At 56.0% G+C, this 19,270-nt stretch carries 15 protein-coding genes; 5 read left to right on the forward strand and 10 right to left on the reverse strand.

Features of this window, described 5'->3' with window-relative positions:
- Positions 1-83 precede the first annotated feature (83 nt).
- The gene (locus M2Q46_RS07915) at positions 84-1,202 is read right to left on the reverse strand and encodes a fimbrial protein (RefSeq protein WP_302357006.1); all 1,119 of its coding nucleotides are present in this window, start codon (positions 1,200-1,202) and stop codon (positions 84-86) included.
- Between the two features lie 402 nt (positions 1,203-1,604).
- Here M2Q46_RS07915 and M2Q46_RS07920 point away from each other — a divergent pair, with 402 nt between their 5' ends.
- Together M2Q46_RS07920 and M2Q46_RS07925 are read left to right on the forward strand one after the other, a co-directional pair.
- Positions 1,605-1,787 carry a hypothetical protein gene (locus tag M2Q46_RS07920; RefSeq protein WP_302357007.1) on the forward strand — a complete coding sequence of 61 codons (183 nt, stop codon included), beginning with the start codon at positions 1,605-1,607 and terminating at the stop codon, positions 1,785-1,787.
- Positions 1,780-3,192: an Asp-tRNA(Asn)/Glu-tRNA(Gln) amidotransferase GatCAB subunit A gene (locus tag M2Q46_RS07925; RefSeq protein WP_060186357.1), complete on the forward strand. Its 1,413-nt coding sequence runs from the start codon at positions 1,780-1,782 to the stop codon at positions 3,190-3,192. The genes M2Q46_RS07920 and M2Q46_RS07925 overlap by 8 nt, the downstream gene beginning before the upstream one ends.
- Before the next feature lie 372 nt (positions 3,193-3,564).
- Here the strand turns inward: M2Q46_RS07925 and M2Q46_RS07930 are convergent, their stop codons facing one another.
- Positions 3,565-4,911 carry a PLP-dependent aminotransferase family protein gene (locus M2Q46_RS07930; RefSeq protein ID WP_302357008.1) on the reverse strand — a complete coding sequence of 449 codons (1,347 nt, stop codon included), beginning with the start codon at positions 4,909-4,911 and terminating at the stop codon, positions 3,565-3,567.
- A 219-nt stretch (positions 4,912-5,130) separates the two neighbouring features.
- Here M2Q46_RS07930 and M2Q46_RS07935 point away from each other — a divergent pair, with 219 nt between their 5' ends.
- The 3 genes from M2Q46_RS07935 to M2Q46_RS07945 all read left to right on the forward strand — a co-directional run bounded on the left by M2Q46_RS07935 (position 5,131) and on the right by M2Q46_RS07945 (position 8,273).
- The gene (locus M2Q46_RS07935; protein ID WP_302357009.1) at positions 5,131-6,327 is read left to right on the forward strand and encodes an MFS transporter; all 1,197 of its coding nucleotides are present in this window, start codon (positions 5,131-5,133) and stop codon (positions 6,325-6,327) included.
- Positions 6,328-6,654: 327 nt separating this feature from the next.
- Positions 6,655-7,017 (forward strand): hypothetical protein, encoded by a 363-nt coding sequence (locus tag M2Q46_RS07940; RefSeq protein WP_060186354.1) that lies wholly within the window; start codon positions 6,655-6,657, stop codon positions 7,015-7,017.
- Positions 7,014-8,273, forward strand: coding sequence for an FKBP-type peptidyl-prolyl cis-trans isomerase N-terminal domain-containing protein (locus tag M2Q46_RS07945; protein WP_302357010.1), 1,260 nt, complete (start codon positions 7,014-7,016; stop codon positions 8,271-8,273). The genes M2Q46_RS07940 and M2Q46_RS07945 overlap by 4 nt, the downstream gene beginning before the upstream one ends.
- A gap of 204 nt (positions 8,274-8,477) precedes the next feature.
- On the opposite strand, the gene M2Q46_RS07950 is transcribed toward M2Q46_RS07945, so the two are convergent.
- The 8 genes from M2Q46_RS07950 to rbbA all read right to left on the reverse strand — a co-directional run bounded on the left by M2Q46_RS07950 (position 8,478) and on the right by rbbA (position 19,269).
- Complete coding sequence (locus M2Q46_RS07950; protein WP_021446930.1) at positions 8,478-9,230, reverse strand: SDR family NAD(P)-dependent oxidoreductase; 753 nt, start codon at positions 9,228-9,230, stop codon at positions 8,478-8,480.
- 109 nt (positions 9,231-9,339) lie between these two features.
- Positions 9,340-10,092, reverse strand: coding sequence for an SDR family NAD(P)-dependent oxidoreductase (locus M2Q46_RS07955; RefSeq protein WP_060186352.1), 753 nt, complete (start codon positions 10,090-10,092; stop codon positions 9,340-9,342).
- A 37-nt stretch (positions 10,093-10,129) separates the two neighbouring features.
- Positions 10,130-12,829, reverse strand: coding sequence for a DUF3141 domain-containing protein (locus M2Q46_RS07960; RefSeq protein WP_367997719.1), 2,700 nt, complete (start codon positions 12,827-12,829; stop codon positions 10,130-10,132).
- A gap of 73 nt (positions 12,830-12,902) precedes the next feature.
- Positions 12,903-14,087, reverse strand: a complete 1,185-nt coding sequence (locus tag M2Q46_RS07965) for an acetyl-CoA C-acetyltransferase (RefSeq protein WP_009459302.1) — start codon at positions 14,085-14,087, stop codon at positions 12,903-12,905.
- 70 nt (positions 14,088-14,157) lie between these two features.
- On the reverse strand, positions 14,158-14,904 hold the full coding sequence (gene phbB / locus M2Q46_RS07970) for an acetoacetyl-CoA reductase (protein ID WP_026484632.1): 747 nt from the start codon (positions 14,902-14,904) through the stop codon (positions 14,158-14,160).
- Positions 14,905-14,909: 5 nt separating this feature from the next.
- Positions 14,910-15,350: a phasin family protein gene (locus M2Q46_RS07975; RefSeq protein ID WP_230940634.1), complete on the reverse strand. Its 441-nt coding sequence runs from the start codon at positions 15,348-15,350 to the stop codon at positions 14,910-14,912.
- Positions 15,351-15,404: 54 nt separating this feature from the next.
- Positions 15,405-16,529, reverse strand: coding sequence for an ABC transporter permease (locus M2Q46_RS07980; RefSeq protein WP_302357012.1), 1,125 nt, complete (start codon positions 16,527-16,529; stop codon positions 15,405-15,407).
- Position 16,530: 1 nt separating this feature from the next.
- Entirely contained in the window at positions 16,531-19,269 is a 2,739-nt protein-coding gene (gene rbbA / locus M2Q46_RS07985; protein WP_302357013.1) for a ribosome-associated ATPase/putative transporter RbbA, read from the reverse strand.
- Position 19,270: the final 1 nt, after the last annotated feature.

The raw sequence follows: 19,270 nt of genomic DNA on the forward strand, positions 1-19,270 counted from the left end.
GGGCTAATGGCCTAGGAATAGTCTGAAAACCCCAGCCCTTGCCAGTGCAGCCCGCTCTTTGTATGAGCGGTGCCCTCACAGGCCTAGTCATACATGAACGTGACCACGGCCTCGGCCTGCAAACTGCCTGGTGTTACCGTGCCGCTTTGCACATTGGGCAATTGCACATACTGGGCGGTGATAGGCAAATACATATCAGATAAAGAGCTGCTTGTTGGCCCTTCCACGACGGGGGGGCGGTCCGGCAAAGTAGAACCCACAGGGGCAGGACCAAACCCGATTGGCTGCTGGCTATCCCGGTGATACAGACGCACACCAACCGACGGATGAGAAGAGCGCAAATAATTCTTGGGCTCCGAACTGGCACGAGTATCGGTAAAAAAGGCCTTGATCGTGGTACCTGCCGGACAACCGCGGCCGACCAGCTCAAAGTTCTGTTCAGCGATCCTCCCCTCGCTGCGACTGCTGCCATATGCGGCCAACTGCGAGAGGGTGATGGGCGGCATGGACACCACCCGGTTCAGGTCCGCCGACGAACAGGTGGGCGCTGGTGGTTTGGGCATTTCGGGAATTCCACCCCCTTTTACCAAAGGCGCCATCAAATCAAGAATCCCATTAACGCAAATTGTGTTTCTGCCTGCTGAACTAGTCCGAGAAACAAAAGCAGTAACTGCCTGCTCATTAGTGACCTCAAGCTTTCCACCTTTATATTTTTCCGCGTCGATCACCACGATTTCGTATTTGAAATAATACGAAATCGTGTAACTTTTTGGGCCTTCTCCGGTCAACATCTTCCCCATATAAGAAACAGAAACCGGGGTTCCGTCAGGACGGACAGAGGACGCAGTAAACGCATAAAGACTATAAAATCCATTCCAGGAAACTCGTACTCCCACACCAGGTGTCTTGGGCATAGGAATAGCGTTATAGGGGTGATTACCACCGTTCACTCCCCCCGCATCCACACTGGCTTTACGCTCTTTTGACGAATAAAAGAATGTCGCGTTTGTCAATGCTGATGCTATTACCTGACCGTTATAGAATCCATTTCCATAAGGCTCGACTTTCCAGTCATATAAATTCAAATCCGTATTTCTTAGGCAATCCTCACTAGCTTGAGCAACAGCATTCACGGAAAAGCAGGTAAAAAAACCGGCTACCAGTATTGAACACAGCTTGCTTTTGCATTTTTTATTTCTCATGGGATTACCTTTTTTTAAATAGGCATGTAAAAAGACCCAGATATAATTTCACCCATTCATACCCCAACAAACCATAAGACTATTCCGATAGTGCTTTTTACCTACTGTCTGAATCTGTGAATCAAGCCGGCTAAAGCGCATAGATCAGAGGCCGGAAAGCTGCAAAATCGACCAGCTTTTCCCGTCCTCGACGCCCTCTGGTAAACCCCAGTATGTTTAGGCATCAATATTTTGTAGATTGAAAAAGCAGACATCTGAGTCTGCCAAAACACATGCATGCGCTGCCAACGTTGCCAGCGACATGCAGGCAATAAAGCCTCACTCCCTGTCACCAGGGGTGGGGCTTTTTTTGTGCGCGTCATTGGCGCATGCACGGTTTTGAAAACCATAAGGAGAGGACAAATGACTGTAAGTGTCAAAGACACCCTGGCTGCAAAAGGAATACACCCCAGTCCCGAACATCTGGCCAAGCTGGAGACCAAATGGCGCGAGATTCAAGCCATGAAGGGCACGCTGGAAGGTATTGCCATTGACGATGCCGACCTTGCTATCAAACACCTGGCCGGAGGGGATCACCATGAATAAGGAATTGCTTGAGCTAAGCGTCATTGAACTGGCGGACAAACTGCGCAACAAGACTGTTTCTCCTGTCGAAGTGACCGACAACCTACTGGCCTACATCGACAAGTCGAACCCACAGACCAACGCCTACATTTCCGTCACCGCCGAGCAGGCCAGAAAAAGTGCCAAGCAAGCCGAACAGGACATCATGGCCGGCAAGTACAAGGGCGTGTTCCATGGTGTGCCCCTGGCGCTGAAAGACAATATCTACTTTGCGAACGAGGTCACCACCATGGCCTCCAAGATTCACAAGGACTTTGTCTCCAAGGACGACGCCACCGTTGCCACCAAGCTGCGCGATGCCGGGGTAATCTTCACCGGCAAGCTGAACATGCACGAATATGCCTGGGGCATTGACAACAACAACCCGCACTTTGGTGCCGTGCATAACCCCTGGAACCCTGATCGCGTCCCCGGCGGTTCCAGCGGTGGCTCCGGCGCCGCCGTTGCCTCCCACAGCTCTTACAACACGCTGGGTACTGACACAGCCGGTTCCATTCGCATCCCGTCGGCCGCTTGCGGCATTGTGGGTCTGAAACCCACGCACGGACGCGTCAGTAAATTTGGCGTCTACCCACTGGCCTGGACCCTGGACCACGTTGGCCCCATGTCCAAAACCGTAGCGGACGCTGCCGCGATGCTGGAAGTGATTGCCGGTTTTGATCCCCGCGACCCGACCTGCGCCAATGTCCCTGTCGGCTCCTACCTGAGCGCTCTGAACGGCAACGTCAAAGGTCTGCGCATCGGCATCATCGAAGACTACTTCTTCAAGAACGTCGACTCGGGCATTGAAAAAGTCATTCGCGACCGCCTGGCCGACCTGGAAAAACAGGGCGCCAAGGTCATCCCCCTGAACGTGCCTGCCCTGCGCTACTCCGAATGGGCCGAGTTGGCCGTCAGCCTGACCGAGGCGGCGACCATCCACCACCAGGACTTGATCAAACGCCCAGAAGACTTTGGCGGTGACATTCGCTTCCTGTTTGAACTGGGCGAACTGTTCAGCGGCATCGACTACCTGCAAGCCCAGCAAGTACGCCGCGCCCTCAAACAGCAATTTACCGGCACCTTCAGCGACGTAGACGTCATCATCGCCCCCACCCTGCCTTGCCAGGTACCGGACATTGGCGTGGATACCGTCAACATCAACGGAAAAACGCTGGACTTCATCGACGAAGGCATCCGCTTTACCGGCCCCAGCAACCTGACCGGTCTGCCGGCCGTCACGGTGCCCGCCGGTATCTCCAACGGCATGCCCGTAGGCCTGCAAATCATCGGCCCTGCCTTTGAAGAAGCACGCATCCTGAACGTAGCCTACGCCGTAGAAGCGATGAAACCCCTGGCAGGACACCAACCCGTTCTGAAGCCTTAAGCCACCCCCGGCCCCACCTGTATGCATAGGCAGCCGGGGCCGGTTTTTTACACCACAAGCCAGAACTCCAATTTGGGATTCTGGCTTGCTCTTTATGTATTTCCCAAGCCCCTCAAGCCCGCCGCCCGACCAATCGGCGGGTCAGAGTCCTTGCCGCCGGCGAACCATTGCGTAGGGATGCAAGCGCCCTTCTGTTTGACGGGGACGCTTGTGGCTGGTCCGGGGGACCAGTCACCCCCGGAGTTAAGGGCGCGCCCGGAGCAATGGTTCGCCAAGGGCACCGGTGCGCAGCACCGGCAAGGGCTCAGCCGATTGGTCGGGCGGCGGGCTTGAGGGGCGCCTTGGCAAAAAAACCCAGATACTGACCAAGAATCAAGCTCCCACACTCACATCCAGACAATCAAACACCGCAGGCATCAAATGCGCCACATTCAATCGCGTCCTGTCCTTGAACTCCTTGCTGACGGCAAACGCACTTCCCGGCATCAGCAAGACCCCTTTGCTCTCCAACCGCTGAATAAAATCCGTCAAATCCGGCAGATCCGGATGCCGAATCCACAAGAACATTCCACCTTGCGCCTGCACCTCGAACTCCCAGCCGTATTCTTTCAGTACCTTTTGCGCAACTTGCTGATGCGTCATCAACTGGCGCTGAATCGCCTGCGTGTGCTTGGCATAAGTGCCATCGGCCAGAATCGTATTCACAAAACGCTCGCAAAACCCCGGTACGGCCACACTGGTCAACAATTTCAGACGCAGCAAGGACTCCATCAACTTCGGCCCACAAACCAGATAGCCGATACGCAAGGAAGCCGACAGCGACTTGGAGAAACTGCCTATATAGACCACATGCTCAAAATCCCCCAACCCCGCAAACGTCTGACGCACACCAGGGAAAAAATCCCCATACACATCATCTTCCACAATCAGAAAATCGTGTTCGGCTGCGCGCTTCAGCACTTCAAAAGCCACCTTGGGACTTAAACCCGCAGCAGTTGGATTATGAAACGTGCTATTGCAGAAAAAAGCCCGCACTTTGTGAGTCTGCAAAATACGATCCAGCACCGCCACGTCCGGCCCATCCGCCAGACGAGGCACCCCGACAGGTATCCCACCGCACAAACGAATCAGCTTGATCAAATTACTGCTGCAAGGCTCATCCACCAGAACATGATCCCCGGCGCGAATCACCGTGCGCGAGATCAGATCCAAGGCTTGCGTTGCTCCCAGGGTCGTCAAAATCTGCTGAGGGGAAACCTGGATCAAGGTCGATTGACGCAGCAAAAGGGACAACTGCTTGCGTAACGGCAGATACCCATGAATATCGCCATACTCCACCAAACCACTACGGCCAGATCGGGCCGTTTTGCGTATGGCCTTGGCCAGCATATCCGTATCCCGCCAAGGCAGGGGCAACCAACCACAGCCCAGCTTGCACTGCTCGGGCCTGGCCTGCAGCAGTTTAAACAAGGGATCCATCGGGGCTTCGGACGGCAGAATGGGTAGGTCCTCACTCAAACCAGACCAGCGGGCCACAAAATAACCGCGCCCTTGCAAGGCCTCCAGCATGCCCTCGCCCACCAGACGGGTGTACGCACTGACGACTGTGTGATGGCTCAAACCCTCCCTTGCCATCATCTTGCGAATAGAAGGTAACTGCTGCCCTACCGCCCACTCGCCCTGGAGGATGGCGTCCTTCAAACGCTCGTGAAAATCCATACCTGCCTGCTCCCCAAACACTGTTAGAAAAAATTAGCTAACAGTTTTCAGGATAGTACACCGACTGTTCGAGACAGGGGCCCCCGACAAGGCCAAAATCCCCACCAGCATGTGCAGGCGTGACCAGCATTTTCTCCTACACATACAGAATGCGTTGCATCACACTTCCGCTGTTCCTGACGGCACGATCAGCCTCAATATCCCTCACCACGTAGCACCATGACTGCCACCCACCTTCCTTACAGAACCTACCTTTACTTTCTGGCCCAATCCATCAACCTGACCACTGCCGTCATGTCTGTCACCATGGCTGCATTGGTAGGTGGCAGTTTGGCCCCCGAGCCCTGGTTATCCACCGTTCCCTACGGTTTTCAGTTCCTGTTTGTGATGCTCTTTACCCTGCCCGCCTCCAGATTGATGGCTGCCATAGGTCGCAAGAAATCCTTTCTGCTGGCAAGCCTGCCTTTGGCTGTATCGGGGGGGGTGGGATATTGGGCGATAGAAATGAAGCAGTTTTCCTGGCTGGTGGCCTCACACGCCCTGCTGGGAATCTATATTGCCTTTGCCAACTTCAATCGCTTTGCAGCCACGGACGGGCTGAACAACAGATTGAAACCACGCGCCATTTCATTAGTTGTGGCTGGCGGGGTAGTTGCCGCCGTGTCAGGCCCAATGCTGATACGGGGTTTGAAAAGCAGCAGCTTCGGACAGGAATTTGCCGCCTGCTATGCTGCCTTCACCGTTCTGGCTCTAGTGTCGCTGATGCTGAATCTGCTCATCAAAGAAGTAAAACCGAGTCATGGCGAGGCACTCGGGGAAAAAAGCCGTGGCCAGGCACTTGGACTGGTGCTGCATAACAAAACCCTGGCCATTGCCATCTGCATTGCGGCCATAGGTTACGGCATCATGAATCTGCTGATGATTCAAGCTTCAATGCATATGTCCCATCTTCATGTGCATTTCTCGGATATCAGCACCGCCATTCAATGGCATGTGCTGGCCATGTTTGCCCCCTCCTTTTTCACCGGCTTTCTGATTCAAAAATTTGGCCTGAAAACCATTGCCATCAGCGGCATCGTGCTCTTGCTGCTCAGCAGTCTGGCCAATATCGTGGCTCATACTTATACGGCGCTGAGCCTGTCCCTGTTAACGCTGGGGCTGGGATGGAACTTTACTTATGTCGGTGGCAGTGCCTTGCTGAGCAACTGCCTGGAAGGCAAGCCGCAAGCTATGGCGGTACAGGGCTTGAATGATCTGGGCGTCTCCATCTTTGCCACACTGGGTGCCTTTGCCCCTGCCTTCCTGTTCAGCTTTGCTGGCTGGAGCGGCACCAATATTCTGGCCGGACTTATCTGCCTGATGCTACTGCTTCTGTCGCTGATCTATATCCCGCCCCAAACATCAGGCAAGCCATAGATCCGGACCTTACCCACTGAACACGCTAGCGGGCTTTCAAGCCCGCCCCTGCACAATCACGGCTTCCTATGAAAAGCGGCAGGATTTTTGTACTCCTGTCGATAATCGCAAGCCGTGAAAATCAGATAGTTCTTAATTTTCTGCCCGCATCTGCATGGTCCAATTCCCGTGCAGCACAAGCCCAGACACTCTGATCACGCCACGCGAGGCTATCACTTACCACAGGCAGCGATGGCCTGCATGTCCCAACTTGGCTGCAACGCTCGAACTCAATGCTCGTCCCCTAAAAGAATCTGAATAAAGATAGTCGAACGTCTCGAGGTGTTTATGCGATTCGCTGTTCCCGGCGCGGCCATCCTGGTCGCTCTTTTTCTTTCTGCTTGCCAAGCTAGCGCCCCTGTTCGGCCCACCCCGGAATCCGCCGCGTCGGGCAAGGAAGACAAGTGCTATCAGGAATTCGCGGCGCTAAAAGAGCTGGACCCCGTCTCTTATGAGAAATATCGACAGCAAATGCAGACCATTGATGAGAACTTTGGCATCTACAAGGCCAATGCATCTCTGATTGATGAAAATGCGTCTGAAATCATGCTGACCGAAGTGAATAAAATGCTTTCCCTGGTTTGCATCCGGATCAACAACGCCGTCTATTCCAATATGGTCGATCGCGTTCAATCCCTGAACAAGCTATGAAAAAGTACTTCAATGCAGCCCTGTGCTGCACCTTGCTGATTTTCTATGAGGCCTCTCACTCGGTTGGAACAGGTTTACTGGACCGCCTGGCCCAGGAAAACATTATTGGCGACGGCCTAGCTCGCCCCCAACCCGCCTCAAATCCAGTAAAGCGAAATACCGTCCCCTCTTTCGCTGTCGATTCTGATCAGGACAACAGCCACGCCTTGCTCCGCAACGAACTGCATCAAGCCAATACTCAGTTGATCGCCTTGCAACAGCGCCTGTCGGATGCCGAAAACCTGAATAGCCAACTGCAACAACAACTCCAGCAGCTACAGGCAGAACCGGATGGGGCTCTGGTCCTGGCGCCCATTGCTATCGATCAGGAGCAGAACCAAGCACGGATCAAGGAATTGAGTCAGCGTCTGGAAGAGGAGCTGAATCAGAAACATGCTTTGGCATCAGAACTGGAAAGCCTGCAAAGAGACCGAAGCCTGGAGCTGTCTAATGGCCAGTCACAAGACAGCAGACTGGCTGCAAATGCGGCTGAAATCACCACCCTCAAAAAAGAAATTGATGATCTGAAGGAAACAAAACAGGACTTGCAGCACAGACTGGTCGCGCAGGCTCTTACTGCCAGCAAGGCCGAATCTGGCGGAGCCCCCAGGCGCATGATTGTGAATGATGCAGCCTCGTCAGATATCCGCCTTAGCTATGCCATCGGGGCCTGGTATGCGGACAGTGCGCCGCACGAGACACAGAAGCTGGCATCCATTGGCAAAACACTGGATTTGCAAGCCTTCTCACAAGGCTTCAGCGACAAGATCGATCAACGCCTGCAGCTGTCCTCCAGCATCATTTCTGTGGAGCTGGCCAACGTAGACAAGTTATTGGAGCAAGCCATGCTGTCCAAGAACGAAAAACAGGCCAAGTCTGTTCTTGCGGCGGCTGGAGCCGAAAAAGGCGCAATCAAAATGCCTGATGGTGTGGTCTACAAAATCTTGAGCAAGGGCAAGGCGCCCATGGTGACCGCTAGCAGCGACATTCTGTTTGAACTGGATGAGGAACTGGCCACAGGTGAGGTACTGGCGGCCAGAGAAACCAAAACCAGTCTCACCACGAACTTGCCGCCCCTATTCCAAGATATCGTCAAACAACTGGGTATTGGCGGTTCGGCAAGAATCCATATCCCTATCACCGAGGCTCATGCTGCTACTGGTGTGCTGCCGGGCTCGGTATCGATCACTACCATCAAAATTATTGGTGTGAAATAAGACTGGAATAGAAGTGCCCCATTCCTCCGCATCAAGGATCGAGCCGGATATCAGGTATCGGATGTCGGATGTCGGATGTCGGATGTCGGATGTCGGATGTCGGATGTCGGATGTCGGATGTCGGATGTCGGATGTCGGCATCAGTATATTTTCCAACACAGGATGGCGGCTCCAACACAAAAAAAGAGCCGCCAAACCTGTCGCTTAACGAGCGGTATAGCCCCCGTCGGCCACCAGACATGCTCCCGTCATGAAGCTGGCCCCCTGCGACAGCAGGAAGGCAATGGCATGGGCAATTTCATCTGAATGCCCCAAGCGGCCAATAGGATGCTGAGTCACCAGATCAGCCCGCGCCGCCTCGTCGTAGTCCGACAGAATCGGTGTATCCACATAGCCGGGGTGAATCGTATTGATGCGTATGCCTTTGGAGGAGTATTCCAGCGCTGCGGCTCGGCTCAACCCCACTACCCCATGTTTCGCCGCGTTATAGCCGGGCAAACGGGCATTGGACACCAGGCCCATGATGGACGACATATTCACAATCGCCCCACCACCCGCTGCCAAAATAGCCGGAATCTGATAGCGCAAGCCATAGGCTACGCCATTCAGATTGGTATCGATCAGGCGATGCCAATCATCCAGATCCATCTCCCCAACCGGCTTGGAGCCGCCCAGAATGCCTGCATTATTGACAGCAAAGTGCAAAGCGCCGAAATGCTCAATGGCACAATCCACCAAGGCTTTCACTTGCTCGGGCTTGGTCACATCGGCTACTTGGGCTACCGCCTTGCCACCCGCTTGTTCGATCTCCTTGACCACCTCCTCCAGGGCACTACGATTTCTACCGGACACCACCACAGACAAACCATTCGCAGCCAGCACACGTGCGGTTGCAGCGCCAATACCTGACGTTGCCCCCGTCACCAAAGCAGAGTGACCAGAGAATGAATACTTCATTGTGGAACTCCTAAAAAATAGGCCCCAGTAAAAGTGGGGCCCGGATTTTCGCTGGCTAATTTTGGATTGAAATACTGATTTTGTTCTCGCAGCGACGTGATCCCCCAACTCAAATAGAGGTGTAGCCCCCATCGGCCACCATGCAGGCGCCCGTCATGAAGCTGGCACCATCCGAAAGCAGGAAGGCAATGGCATGGGCGATTTCATCCGCATGGCCCAAACGACCAATCGGGTGCTGGGCCACCAAAGCAGCACGCGCGGCCTCATCAAAGCCCGACAGAATGGGGGTATCCACATAACCGGGGTGGATGGTATTGATGCGTATGCCTTTGGAGGAATACTCCAAAGCCGCAGAACGGCTCAGGCCGACGACTCCATGCTTGGCCGCGTTGTAGCCGGGCAATGTCGGATTGGCAACCAGGCCCATGATGGAAGACATATTCACAATGGCGCCGCCCCCTGCCGCCAAAATGGCGGGGATCTGATAGCGCAGGCCATAGGCTACGCCGTTCAGATTAATGTCGATCAGGCGACGCCAGCCATCCAGGTCCATTTCGCCAGCCGGGCCGGAATCCCCGCCCACACCGGCGTTATTGACGGCAAAGTGCAAGGCCCCGAAATGCTCAATGGCGCAATCAACAGCCGCCTTTACTTGATCAGGCTGGGTGACATCGGCCACATTGCCCACGGCCTTGCCACCGGCCTGCTCAATTTCCTTGACCACGGCCTGCACGGCATCAGCCTGTACGTCGGACACCACGACCGACAAACCATTGGCCGCCAGCATGCGGGCCGTGGCGGCACCAATGCCGGAGGCCGCACCCGTTACCAGAACAGAGTGACCGGAAAATGAATACTTCATACTCAAAACTCCTTCAAAAATTCATTCACGCCAAATCTCAGGATTTGCGCTGACGAGTCCTGGACGGGGCGCCCGTGCTGGCAGGCTTAGCTACAGACTTGCTCTGTCCGGATGCTGGCGATGGGCTCATGGCAGGTTTAGATACTGGCGATTTGCTTGTAGCAGGAGCTGCCGAGCTTGAATCGGCGGAGGCTGGAGTCCCAGCAACGGGGGTCGCTTCACCCGTTTCCTTGCTGGGCTCCGCCGATTTGGCCTGGGGTTTGGCCGCTGTATTACCCTCTGCTTTTGTCGTGGCGCCAACCTTGGTATCACCCATGGAGCGAGCAACAGGCTTGTCAGCTGCGGGCTTGGCGGCTGCTTTCACTGGTGCTGTTGCCGCTGTTTTAGCGGTCGTAGCTGGTGACGCTGTACCAGTCGATTTCACGACCGTTTTCTGTACTGGCTGGGCCGCCGTTGGCTTTACTGACGCAGGAACAGCCGACTTCTTGGCCACTGCAGGCGTCGTTTTAACAGCTGCTTTCGTTGTGACCTTGCTTGCTGTTTTGGCGACGGGCTTGGTGCCTGCACTGCTCGATTTCTCGCCCTGCTCCTGCTGTTTGGCGGCTGACTCGAACAAGCCAAGAACTTCTTGGGAAGCTTGAGTTACCGCCTCGGAGGCAGGGTCTTGTTCGTCGATGGCGCTGATCAATTGCTTTATCAGGGATGCCACCAGACGAATTTCCTCGGGCGTCTGCTTGCTAAGCAAATGGGGAATCGCTTCCACGGCCTTATGACCGTGGTGCGCCAGCACCAGGGCCTGCTCGCGAATTGCAGCACGCATTTTTTCAATATCAAAACTGCCCGTGTCGTACTGCTCGCGCAAACGCATGGCAGCATGGTGATAACGCTCGTCCACGCTGTTGCGCTGCTTGGCAATATGGAACAAACCACGCAGTGCTGCTTCCAGCAAACCGCCTTCGTTCAACAAGCCATCCAATCTATGCATTTGCTGGCGTACAAAGGCCAGATGCTCGGGCGAACTACCAGGATGGGGACGCGCCGGGATGGAATCGCCCGGTGCATGACCGGCCAGGGCCATCAGCAAAGGAGAGCCATAAACGGTGTCGAACCAGATCTGATAGATGCTGTCGCGACGATCACGGTAATTATTCAAGACCCGTTCCATGGCCTGGGAGAAATTCTCCTGCGCCTCCAGGAAAGGATTATCCTCATCCACAGTCTGACGCTGCTGTGCGATATTCTCGGCCCATTGGTGGATCGTTGCGGCCCAGGGATGGGCGCTGGTCCAGGACTCGTAAGACAAGCGCATGGGATGCAATGCTTCCAGCAACGCGGCGGTATAAGGCGTAGTCAAAGCTTTTACCCAAGGCTGCAAGGTGCTCTTGTAAAAAGCCAGATTGATTTCCGACAGACGGGCAGCGGCAGCAAAGCGGCGATCAGATTCGGGATCAGGCTGCACAATCTCGGCAATTTCAGCCAGGCTGCTTTGACGCACCGACATCAGATAGGGGTCATTCAATAAGGTGTCGTCGTCGGGCGTTTCCTCGACAGTGGCCCGATAAATTCCGGCGGGCAACAGGTCAATTTGATCAATCGTGCTGGCAAATTTGCGGTGCTCTTTACTGCCCACACTGCCCGACACAAAAATACCCAGGTGCCCGATACGATCATGGGTCGTGAACACAATGGTCTGGTCGTGACTGCGTACATCATCGTCGTCCAGATACAAGTCAGTAATCCAGCCCAGGGCCTGTGCAGGCGGCGTGATGTTGTCGCCAAAGGAACTGAACACCACAATGGGCGAGCGAATATTGCGCAGGTCGATACGGATGCCATCCGACGTCAACAACTGGGCTGTAGACAGCTTGTTGCCAATGAACAGGTTGTCCACGATGTACTGCATTTCCACATCATTCAGAAAAACATACCCCCCCCAGTACTTCTCGAAACCAATATAGCGCTCGGCCTCGGTGTCGGCCTTGGCGTACACGTTGTACTGCTTGGACCACAAGGTATTGGCCGGGTCCAGGTTCTCGAAATTCTTGACCAGCCACGCACCATCAAAACGGCCATTGCCCAGGTCGCTGGTCAGGGCGGTCAGCCAACTGCCGCCCAGCAGACCACCGGCATAACGCATGGGGTTGCGACCGGCCCAATAGGACACGGGCGCACCGGCCAGAATCAAGGGGCCAAACAGCTCCGGCCAGACGGCGGCGGCCATCATGACCTGCCAGCCCGCCTGACAATTGCCAATCACCACCGGCTTGCCCTGACTTTCCGGATGCAGCTCTGCCGCCTTGCTGACAAAGGCAGCATGGGCACGCATCACGTCCTCGACGGTCTGACCGGGAACAGGGTCCGGTAAAAAGCCAACAAAGTAACAAGGGTGCCCGGCTTGCAGCGCAGCACCGATTTCACTGTCGGACTTGAAGCCACCGATCCCCGGTCCGTGCCCTGCCCTGGGGTCCACCACCAGGAAAGGACGTTTGCTGGGATCGGTAGGCTGATCTTCCGGTGCCAGAATGCGCACCATCAGATAGTTAACGGGTCGGGGAAGACTCAGGCCCGACATGACCAGTTCAGCCGGGAAGTTCAGCACATTGGGCACCTCAACCTTGCGTTGAGCCTGGTACTGATCCCCGACCTGACGCTCGATATCGGCATACAGAATGGCGCGCTGCCAAGCGTCCACCAGGTACGAGGAGACGGTCTGACCCAGGTTCCAGGGATTCATCATCCAGGAGGACCAGGCCGTGCTGTCGTCACGAGACTTATCTGTCATCATCTTCTCCCTTCCATCAGCTATCTGTTCAAGCGGCCTCAATGGCAATCGCTACGCCTTGACCACCGCCAATGCACAAGGTGGCCAGACCTTTCTGGGCACCACGGCGACGCATTTCATGAACCAAGGTCACCAGCACGCGCGCGCCGGAAGCACCAATGGGGTGACCCAAAGCGATGGCACCGCCATTGACGTTGACCTTGTCCATATCCCACTGCAAGTCTTTGGCCACCGCCAGCGATTGAGCGGCAAAGGCTTCGTTGGCTTCGATCAGGTCCAGTTGATCCAGTTCCCAACCCACCTTCTTCAAGACCTTGCGGCTGGCCGATACCGGGCCAATACCCATGATGGCCGGATCTACGCCCGTGCTGGCCCAGCCACGAATCCAGGCCAGAACGGGCAGGCCCAATTCCTTGGCTTTCTCTGCGCTGGCCAGCAAAAGTACGGCTGCACCGTCGTTGATGGTGGACGCGTTGCCGGCGGTAACCGTGCCGTCTTTCTTGAAGGCAGGACGCAGCTTGGCCAAGGACTCCAGCGTGGTTTGGGCACGCGGCTGTTCGTCGGCCTCAACGCGCACAGGGTCGCCTTTACGCTGAGGTACGTCGATGGGGGTAATTTCGTCCTTGAAGCGTCCGGCTTCCATCGCGGCTACGGCTTTACGCTGGGACTCCACCGCAAAAGCATCTTGTTGTTCGCGGGTGATGCCGTAGCGCTCGGCCAGGTTTTCGGCCGTGATCCCCATGTGGTAGTTGTGGAAAGCGTCGGTCAAACCGTCACGCAACAAGGTGTCATCCATCATGGCGTGGCCCAGGCCCAAGCCGGTACGGGCTTTGTGTACAACAAAGGGAGCCAGGCTCATGCTTTCCTGACCACCGGCCAGCACCAGATCGGCATCGCCCAGGGCGATGGCCTGAGCCGCCAGATGCACCGCTTTCAAGCCTGAACCGCAAAGCTTGTTCAGGGACATGGAGGGAACTTCATAAGGCAGGCCAGCGTTCACCGCGGCCTGACGAGCCGGGTTCTGACCAGCGCCGGCGGTCAGAATCTGGCCCAGAATAACTTCATCAATCTGCTCGGCTGCAACGCCCGTGCTCTGGAGCACGGCACGAATCAGTTGTGCGCTCAAATCGTGGGCGGGCACCGTAGACAGCCCCCCTTGAAAACGGCCGATGGGACTACGAGTCGCAGCAACAATGGCGATATCTTTGTGCATATCCATTCCTTTCATAAGTCGCAGGCCCGACAAGCGGGCCCATACAGGCAGCAGCCGAACCGGATCTGGCTTAATACATATGCTGGCCGCCATTCATGGCGACATTACTACCTGTCATAAATCCAGCTGCTTCGCTGGCAATAAAGGTGACCAGAGCGGCAATTTCCTCGGGCTTGCCCAGACGGCCAACCGGGATGCCCGCGATAATGCTATTACGCACATCTTCAGGCACGGCCATGACCATTTTGGTGGCCAGATAACCGGGGGAAATTGTGTTTACGGTCACGCCCTTGCGCGCCACTTCCTGAGCCAAGGCCTTGGTGAAACCGTGCATCCCTGCCTTGGCGGCCGAGTAGTTGGTTTGACCGAACTGTCCCTTGCTGCCATTGATGGACGAGATATTGATCACTCGGCCCCAGGTACGCTCCAGCATGCCGTCAATAAAAGGCTTGGTGACGTTGAACACCGAGTCCAGATTGACGCGCAGCACATCGTCCCACTTGTCTTTGCTCAGCTTGCGGAACGTGCCATCGCGCGTAATACCGGCGTTATTGACCAGGATGTCGACTTGCAGACCGTCCTTCTCGATAGCTTGCGCCATTTGCTGGCACGATTCGAAATCGGCCACATCAACGTGATAGCCCTGAAACACATAACCTGCATCGGCCTGCTCTTTAAGCCAGACCTGGGCATCGGCCTCGCTGCGCGAGTGAGTCACCAGAACTTGATGGCCCGCATCATGCAGGGCACGGGCGATCTCTTGGCCCAGACCGCCCATCCCACCTGTCACCAACGCCGTGCGTTTAACCGTAGACATACCGCTTATGCTCCCTTTTTAGTGTCAGAGGCGCTGGCAGCGTTTGCCCAAGGTGCGCCCCACTGCTTGAAAATATCCATCATTGGCACGGCCGCACTGGTATTGCTGACCACCGCCATCACCGACTTCTGCCAGGCTTCCAGCGCTTCCTGCAAACCGGAGGTGAACTCGGTCTGGTTCTGAATCGCTAATTGATTGATGGTCTGGCTGTCGTTAACGCCGTGCTGGAACAAGCGCCAGAACGTGTCGGCGGGCAAAGTGGCCAAGGACTGCCAGTTACCCGTTTGCAACAAGCCTTCAATCTCGGCCGTGGTCTGCTCCATGCTGCGCAAATTACTTTTCTGTACGGACTCCAGCCAACGATGGCCGCCCTCCTGCAGCAGGCGCGTGATACGCAGTTGCAACTCAACATTGGCCTTGTACAGATCCAGGGGAAGTGTTTCCATGCTCATCGAAATCTCCTTAAAGGAAAAAAGTGCCCCCTGACGGGGCCCAGTCCATCAAGCCATCTGAGAGATGGTGTTACGAAAACGCCGCAGTGACAGAAGGAACAAAGCCGTCCCGATCACCAGCAGGGCTAAAAAGGGTTGCCATACGGTTTCAATGCCAGCCCCCCGGAACAAGATGGCCTGCCCCAGGGACACGAAGTGTGTAGTGGGAGCCAGTTGCATCAGGTTCTGAACAATTTCAGGCATGCTTTCACGGGGGGTACGTCCGCCCGAGAGCAGGTTCATGGGCAGCAAGGTCAACATCAACAACAAGCCAAACTGCGGCATGCTGCGCGACAAGGTAGCCAGATAAATCCCCATGGAAGTCATGGCAAACAGACACAGAACGGCGCCGCACAGGAATAAGGGAATGGAACCCTCAATGGGCACGCCCAGCAGGCCTCGCACCACAAAATTCAGCGACGCCGCCGTCGCCACCAGGACCACCAGTCCCATGGCCGTGACCTTGGACGCCACGATCTCGCCCGGTGTGACCGGCATCACCAGCAAGTGTTCGATCGTGCCGTGCTCGCGCTCCCGAATCAGGGCGGCTCCAGTCAGGATGATGGACAGCATGGCCACCGAGTTGATGACCTCGGCAATACTGCCGAACCAGGCTTTTTCCAGTGTGGGGTTAAACCGCACCCGCAAGGCCAGATCCACCGGCAAGGTGTCAATGCTGCGATACCGTCGCACAAACTCGTTCACCTCGCCCATCACCACCTGCTGGATGTAGTTATTGCCGGTAAAGGCCTGACTCATGCGGGTGGCATCAATATTCAACTGCACTTCGGGGCTGCGTCCGGCCAGCACATCGCGCTGAAAGTTCGGTGGAATGTTCAGCACAAAGGTGAACTGCCCCGTATCCATGCCCGAGTCCATTTCCCCATACTCGATCATGTGCGGGTGGATGAATTCAGGCGGATAAAAAGCCGAAGTAATGCGCGCTGACAAGGGGCTCTGGTCCTGGTCCACAATCGCGATGGGCGCATTGTTCAGGGTTTCGGGCTGCGCGGTCGCGGAGGTGTAAATCGAGACCGAAAACACGTACACAATGAGCAGCAGCATCATGGGGTCGCGCGCCAGACTCCACAGCTCCTTGCGGCCCAGCAACAGTACATTCTTGAGTTTTCTCATCTCACTTCTCCTGCTTTTTCAGCAGCTTGACCGCCGCGCCCAACACCACCGGAATGGCCAGCAACAAGGCAAACAAGGCCCCGTGCAGATCCGAGAAGGTCAGTGCTTTGTTAAATACCCCGCGACTGATGTTGAACATATGCGTAGCCGGATAAATCTCACCCGCCCAACGGCTGATCCCTTCCATGGAGGACACCGGGTTCAGCAAACCGGACAATTGCGTGGCTGGCAGCATGGTGCCGATCATGGCAAAGAACATGGCCGCGATCTGACTTTTCGTCACCGTGGAAGCCACCAGCCCCATGCCGGTAGAAATCACGCAAAACATCAAGGTGGCCACGCTCAAGGTCAGGAAGCTGCCCTTGATGGGTACATCGAACACCGTGATGGCCAAGAGGCACATGCACAGAAAGTTGATCATCGCCAGGCCGATATAGGGAATCTGCTTGCCCAGCAAAAACTCCACTCGGGTGACCGGCGTAACGTACAGGTTGATGATGGAACCCAGTTCCTTTTCACGCACCACGGACAATGCCGTCAACATCGCAGGCAACATCAGCAGCAGCACCGGAATCACGGCAGGCACCATGGCCGGCAAGCTCTTGACGTCCGGGTTGTAGCGGTAACGGTCCTGAATACTGGCGGGTACGACCAAAGCCCCTGCCCCCAGACGCTCCTTGGCTTGAGTAATCAGCCATTGCTGATGCATGGCCTTCACGTAGCCTTGAATGGTTTCGGCACGGGTAGGCATGGAACCGTCCACCCAGGCGGCGATTTCCGGCTTGCTGCCGCGCAGCACATCACGTCCAAAACCGGGCGGAATTTCGATCGCCAGCGCAATCTTGCCGCGCCGCATTCTGTCGTCCAGATCCTGGTAATCCGTTAAGGGGGCCTGCTCCAGAAAATAGCGCGAGCCGGACAGGTTCAAAGCGTAGTTCTGGCTGATACTGGTCTGGTCGCGGTCCAGCACGGCGTAGCGCAAATCCTCTACGTCCAGGGTGATCCCGAACCCCATCACAAACAGCAAAATCAGGGAACCGGCCAAGGCCAAAGTGGCTCGCACCGGATCTCGACGCAGCTCCAGCGCTTCGCGCCAGGTGTAGCTCAGCAAACGCTGCAAGCTGAAGCGTTCGCGCTTTTCGCTATGAGCTTCGTTTGCCACCACCGCCTGTTCTGTCGCCGGTTCCACTTCAGGCTCAGGGCCACTGGCTTCCAGCAAGTAACCAATAAAGGCTTCTTCCAGATCAGCGGCGCCGCGCTTTTTCACCAGGTTCGCAGGCGTATCGCTATCGAGCACTTTACCGGCATGCATCATGGACATGCGGTCGCAACGCTCGGCCTCGTTCATGAAGTGTGTGGAGATAAAAATCGTGACCTTGTCGCGGCGGGACAACTCAATCAGCAAGCGCCAGAAATTGTCGCGAGCCACTGGGTCCACACCGGAAGTGGGTTCGTCCAGGATCAGCAGCTCTGGCTTATGCACCATGGCCACCGCCAAGGACAGGCGCTGGCGCATCCCCAAAGGAATGGCATCGGGCAAACGGTCCAGAATCTGGCCCAGCTCAAAACGCTCCACCATTTCCGCCACACGGCCTTCCACCTCGTCCTCGGGGACGTGGAACAACTGGGCGTGCAGCACCAGGTTTTGCCGGACCGTCAGCTCGCTGTACAGGGAAAAAGCCTGTGACATATAGCCCACACGACGGCGGGTATCGATGTCTTTGGGATCGACCTCGTGGCCAAACAACCAGGCCTGACCTTCGGAGGCAGGCAACAGCCCCGTCAGCATCTTCATGGTGGTGGATTTACCGCAGCCGTTCGAGCCCAGAAAGCCAAAAATTTCGCCACGACGTATCCGGAAGGACACATTGTCAACGGCGGTAAAGTCGCCAAAGCGAATCGTCAGCCCTTCGGCTTCAATGGCAATATCGTCCGCATCCACATCCAATGGCGGGATTTCTACCGCCTTGTGGCCTTGACGCTTGTCCTCGGGCAAGAGGCGAATAAAGGCCTGCTCCAGACTCTTGCTTTCCGTGCGCTCCAGCAGTTCCTTGGGCGAACCTGTTGCCAGAATCTGGCCGTCGTCCATGGCGACCAGCCAATCAAAGCGCTGGGCCTCGTCCATATAAGCGGTGGCGACAATCACGCTCATGCTGGGACGTTCGATGCGAATACGCTCGATCAGATCCCAGAACTGCTTGCGGGCCAAGGGGTCCACGCCGGTGGTAGGCTCGTCCAGCAGCAAAAAGTCCGGGTCGTGAATCAATGCGCAGCACAGACCCAACTTTTGCTTCATACCGCCCGAAAGCTTGCCTGCTGGCCGTGTCAGAAAAGGATGCAGGCCCGTGCTGCGCGTCAAATCATCAATTCGGCGACGGCGCTCGGCAGCATCGTGCCCGAACAATCGACCAAAAAACTGCAGGTTTTCTTCCACCGACAAGGTGGGATACAGGTTCTTGCCCAAGCCTTGAGGCATGTAGGCAATGCGCGGGCAAATCTGGTCGCGATGGCTTTTTTCCGCCATATCGCCACCCAGCACTTCAATACGGCCTTCCTGAATCACACGGGCGCCCGCCAGCAAGGACAGCAAGCTGGACTTGCCCACGCCGTCAGGACCAATCAGTCCGACCATGCAAGCGGCAGGCACATCCAGGCTTAAACGATCCAGTGCGAGCGTGTCGCCATAACGCTGGCTAAGTTCAACAACGCGAGCAACCGCCGCCGCTTGCTGCTTGGGCATG

The sequence above is a fragment of the Alcaligenes sp. YSL9 genome (assembly GCF_030515105.1).
Classification (GTDB): domain Bacteria; phylum Pseudomonadota; class Gammaproteobacteria; order Burkholderiales; family Burkholderiaceae_B; genus Alcaligenes; species Alcaligenes phenolicus.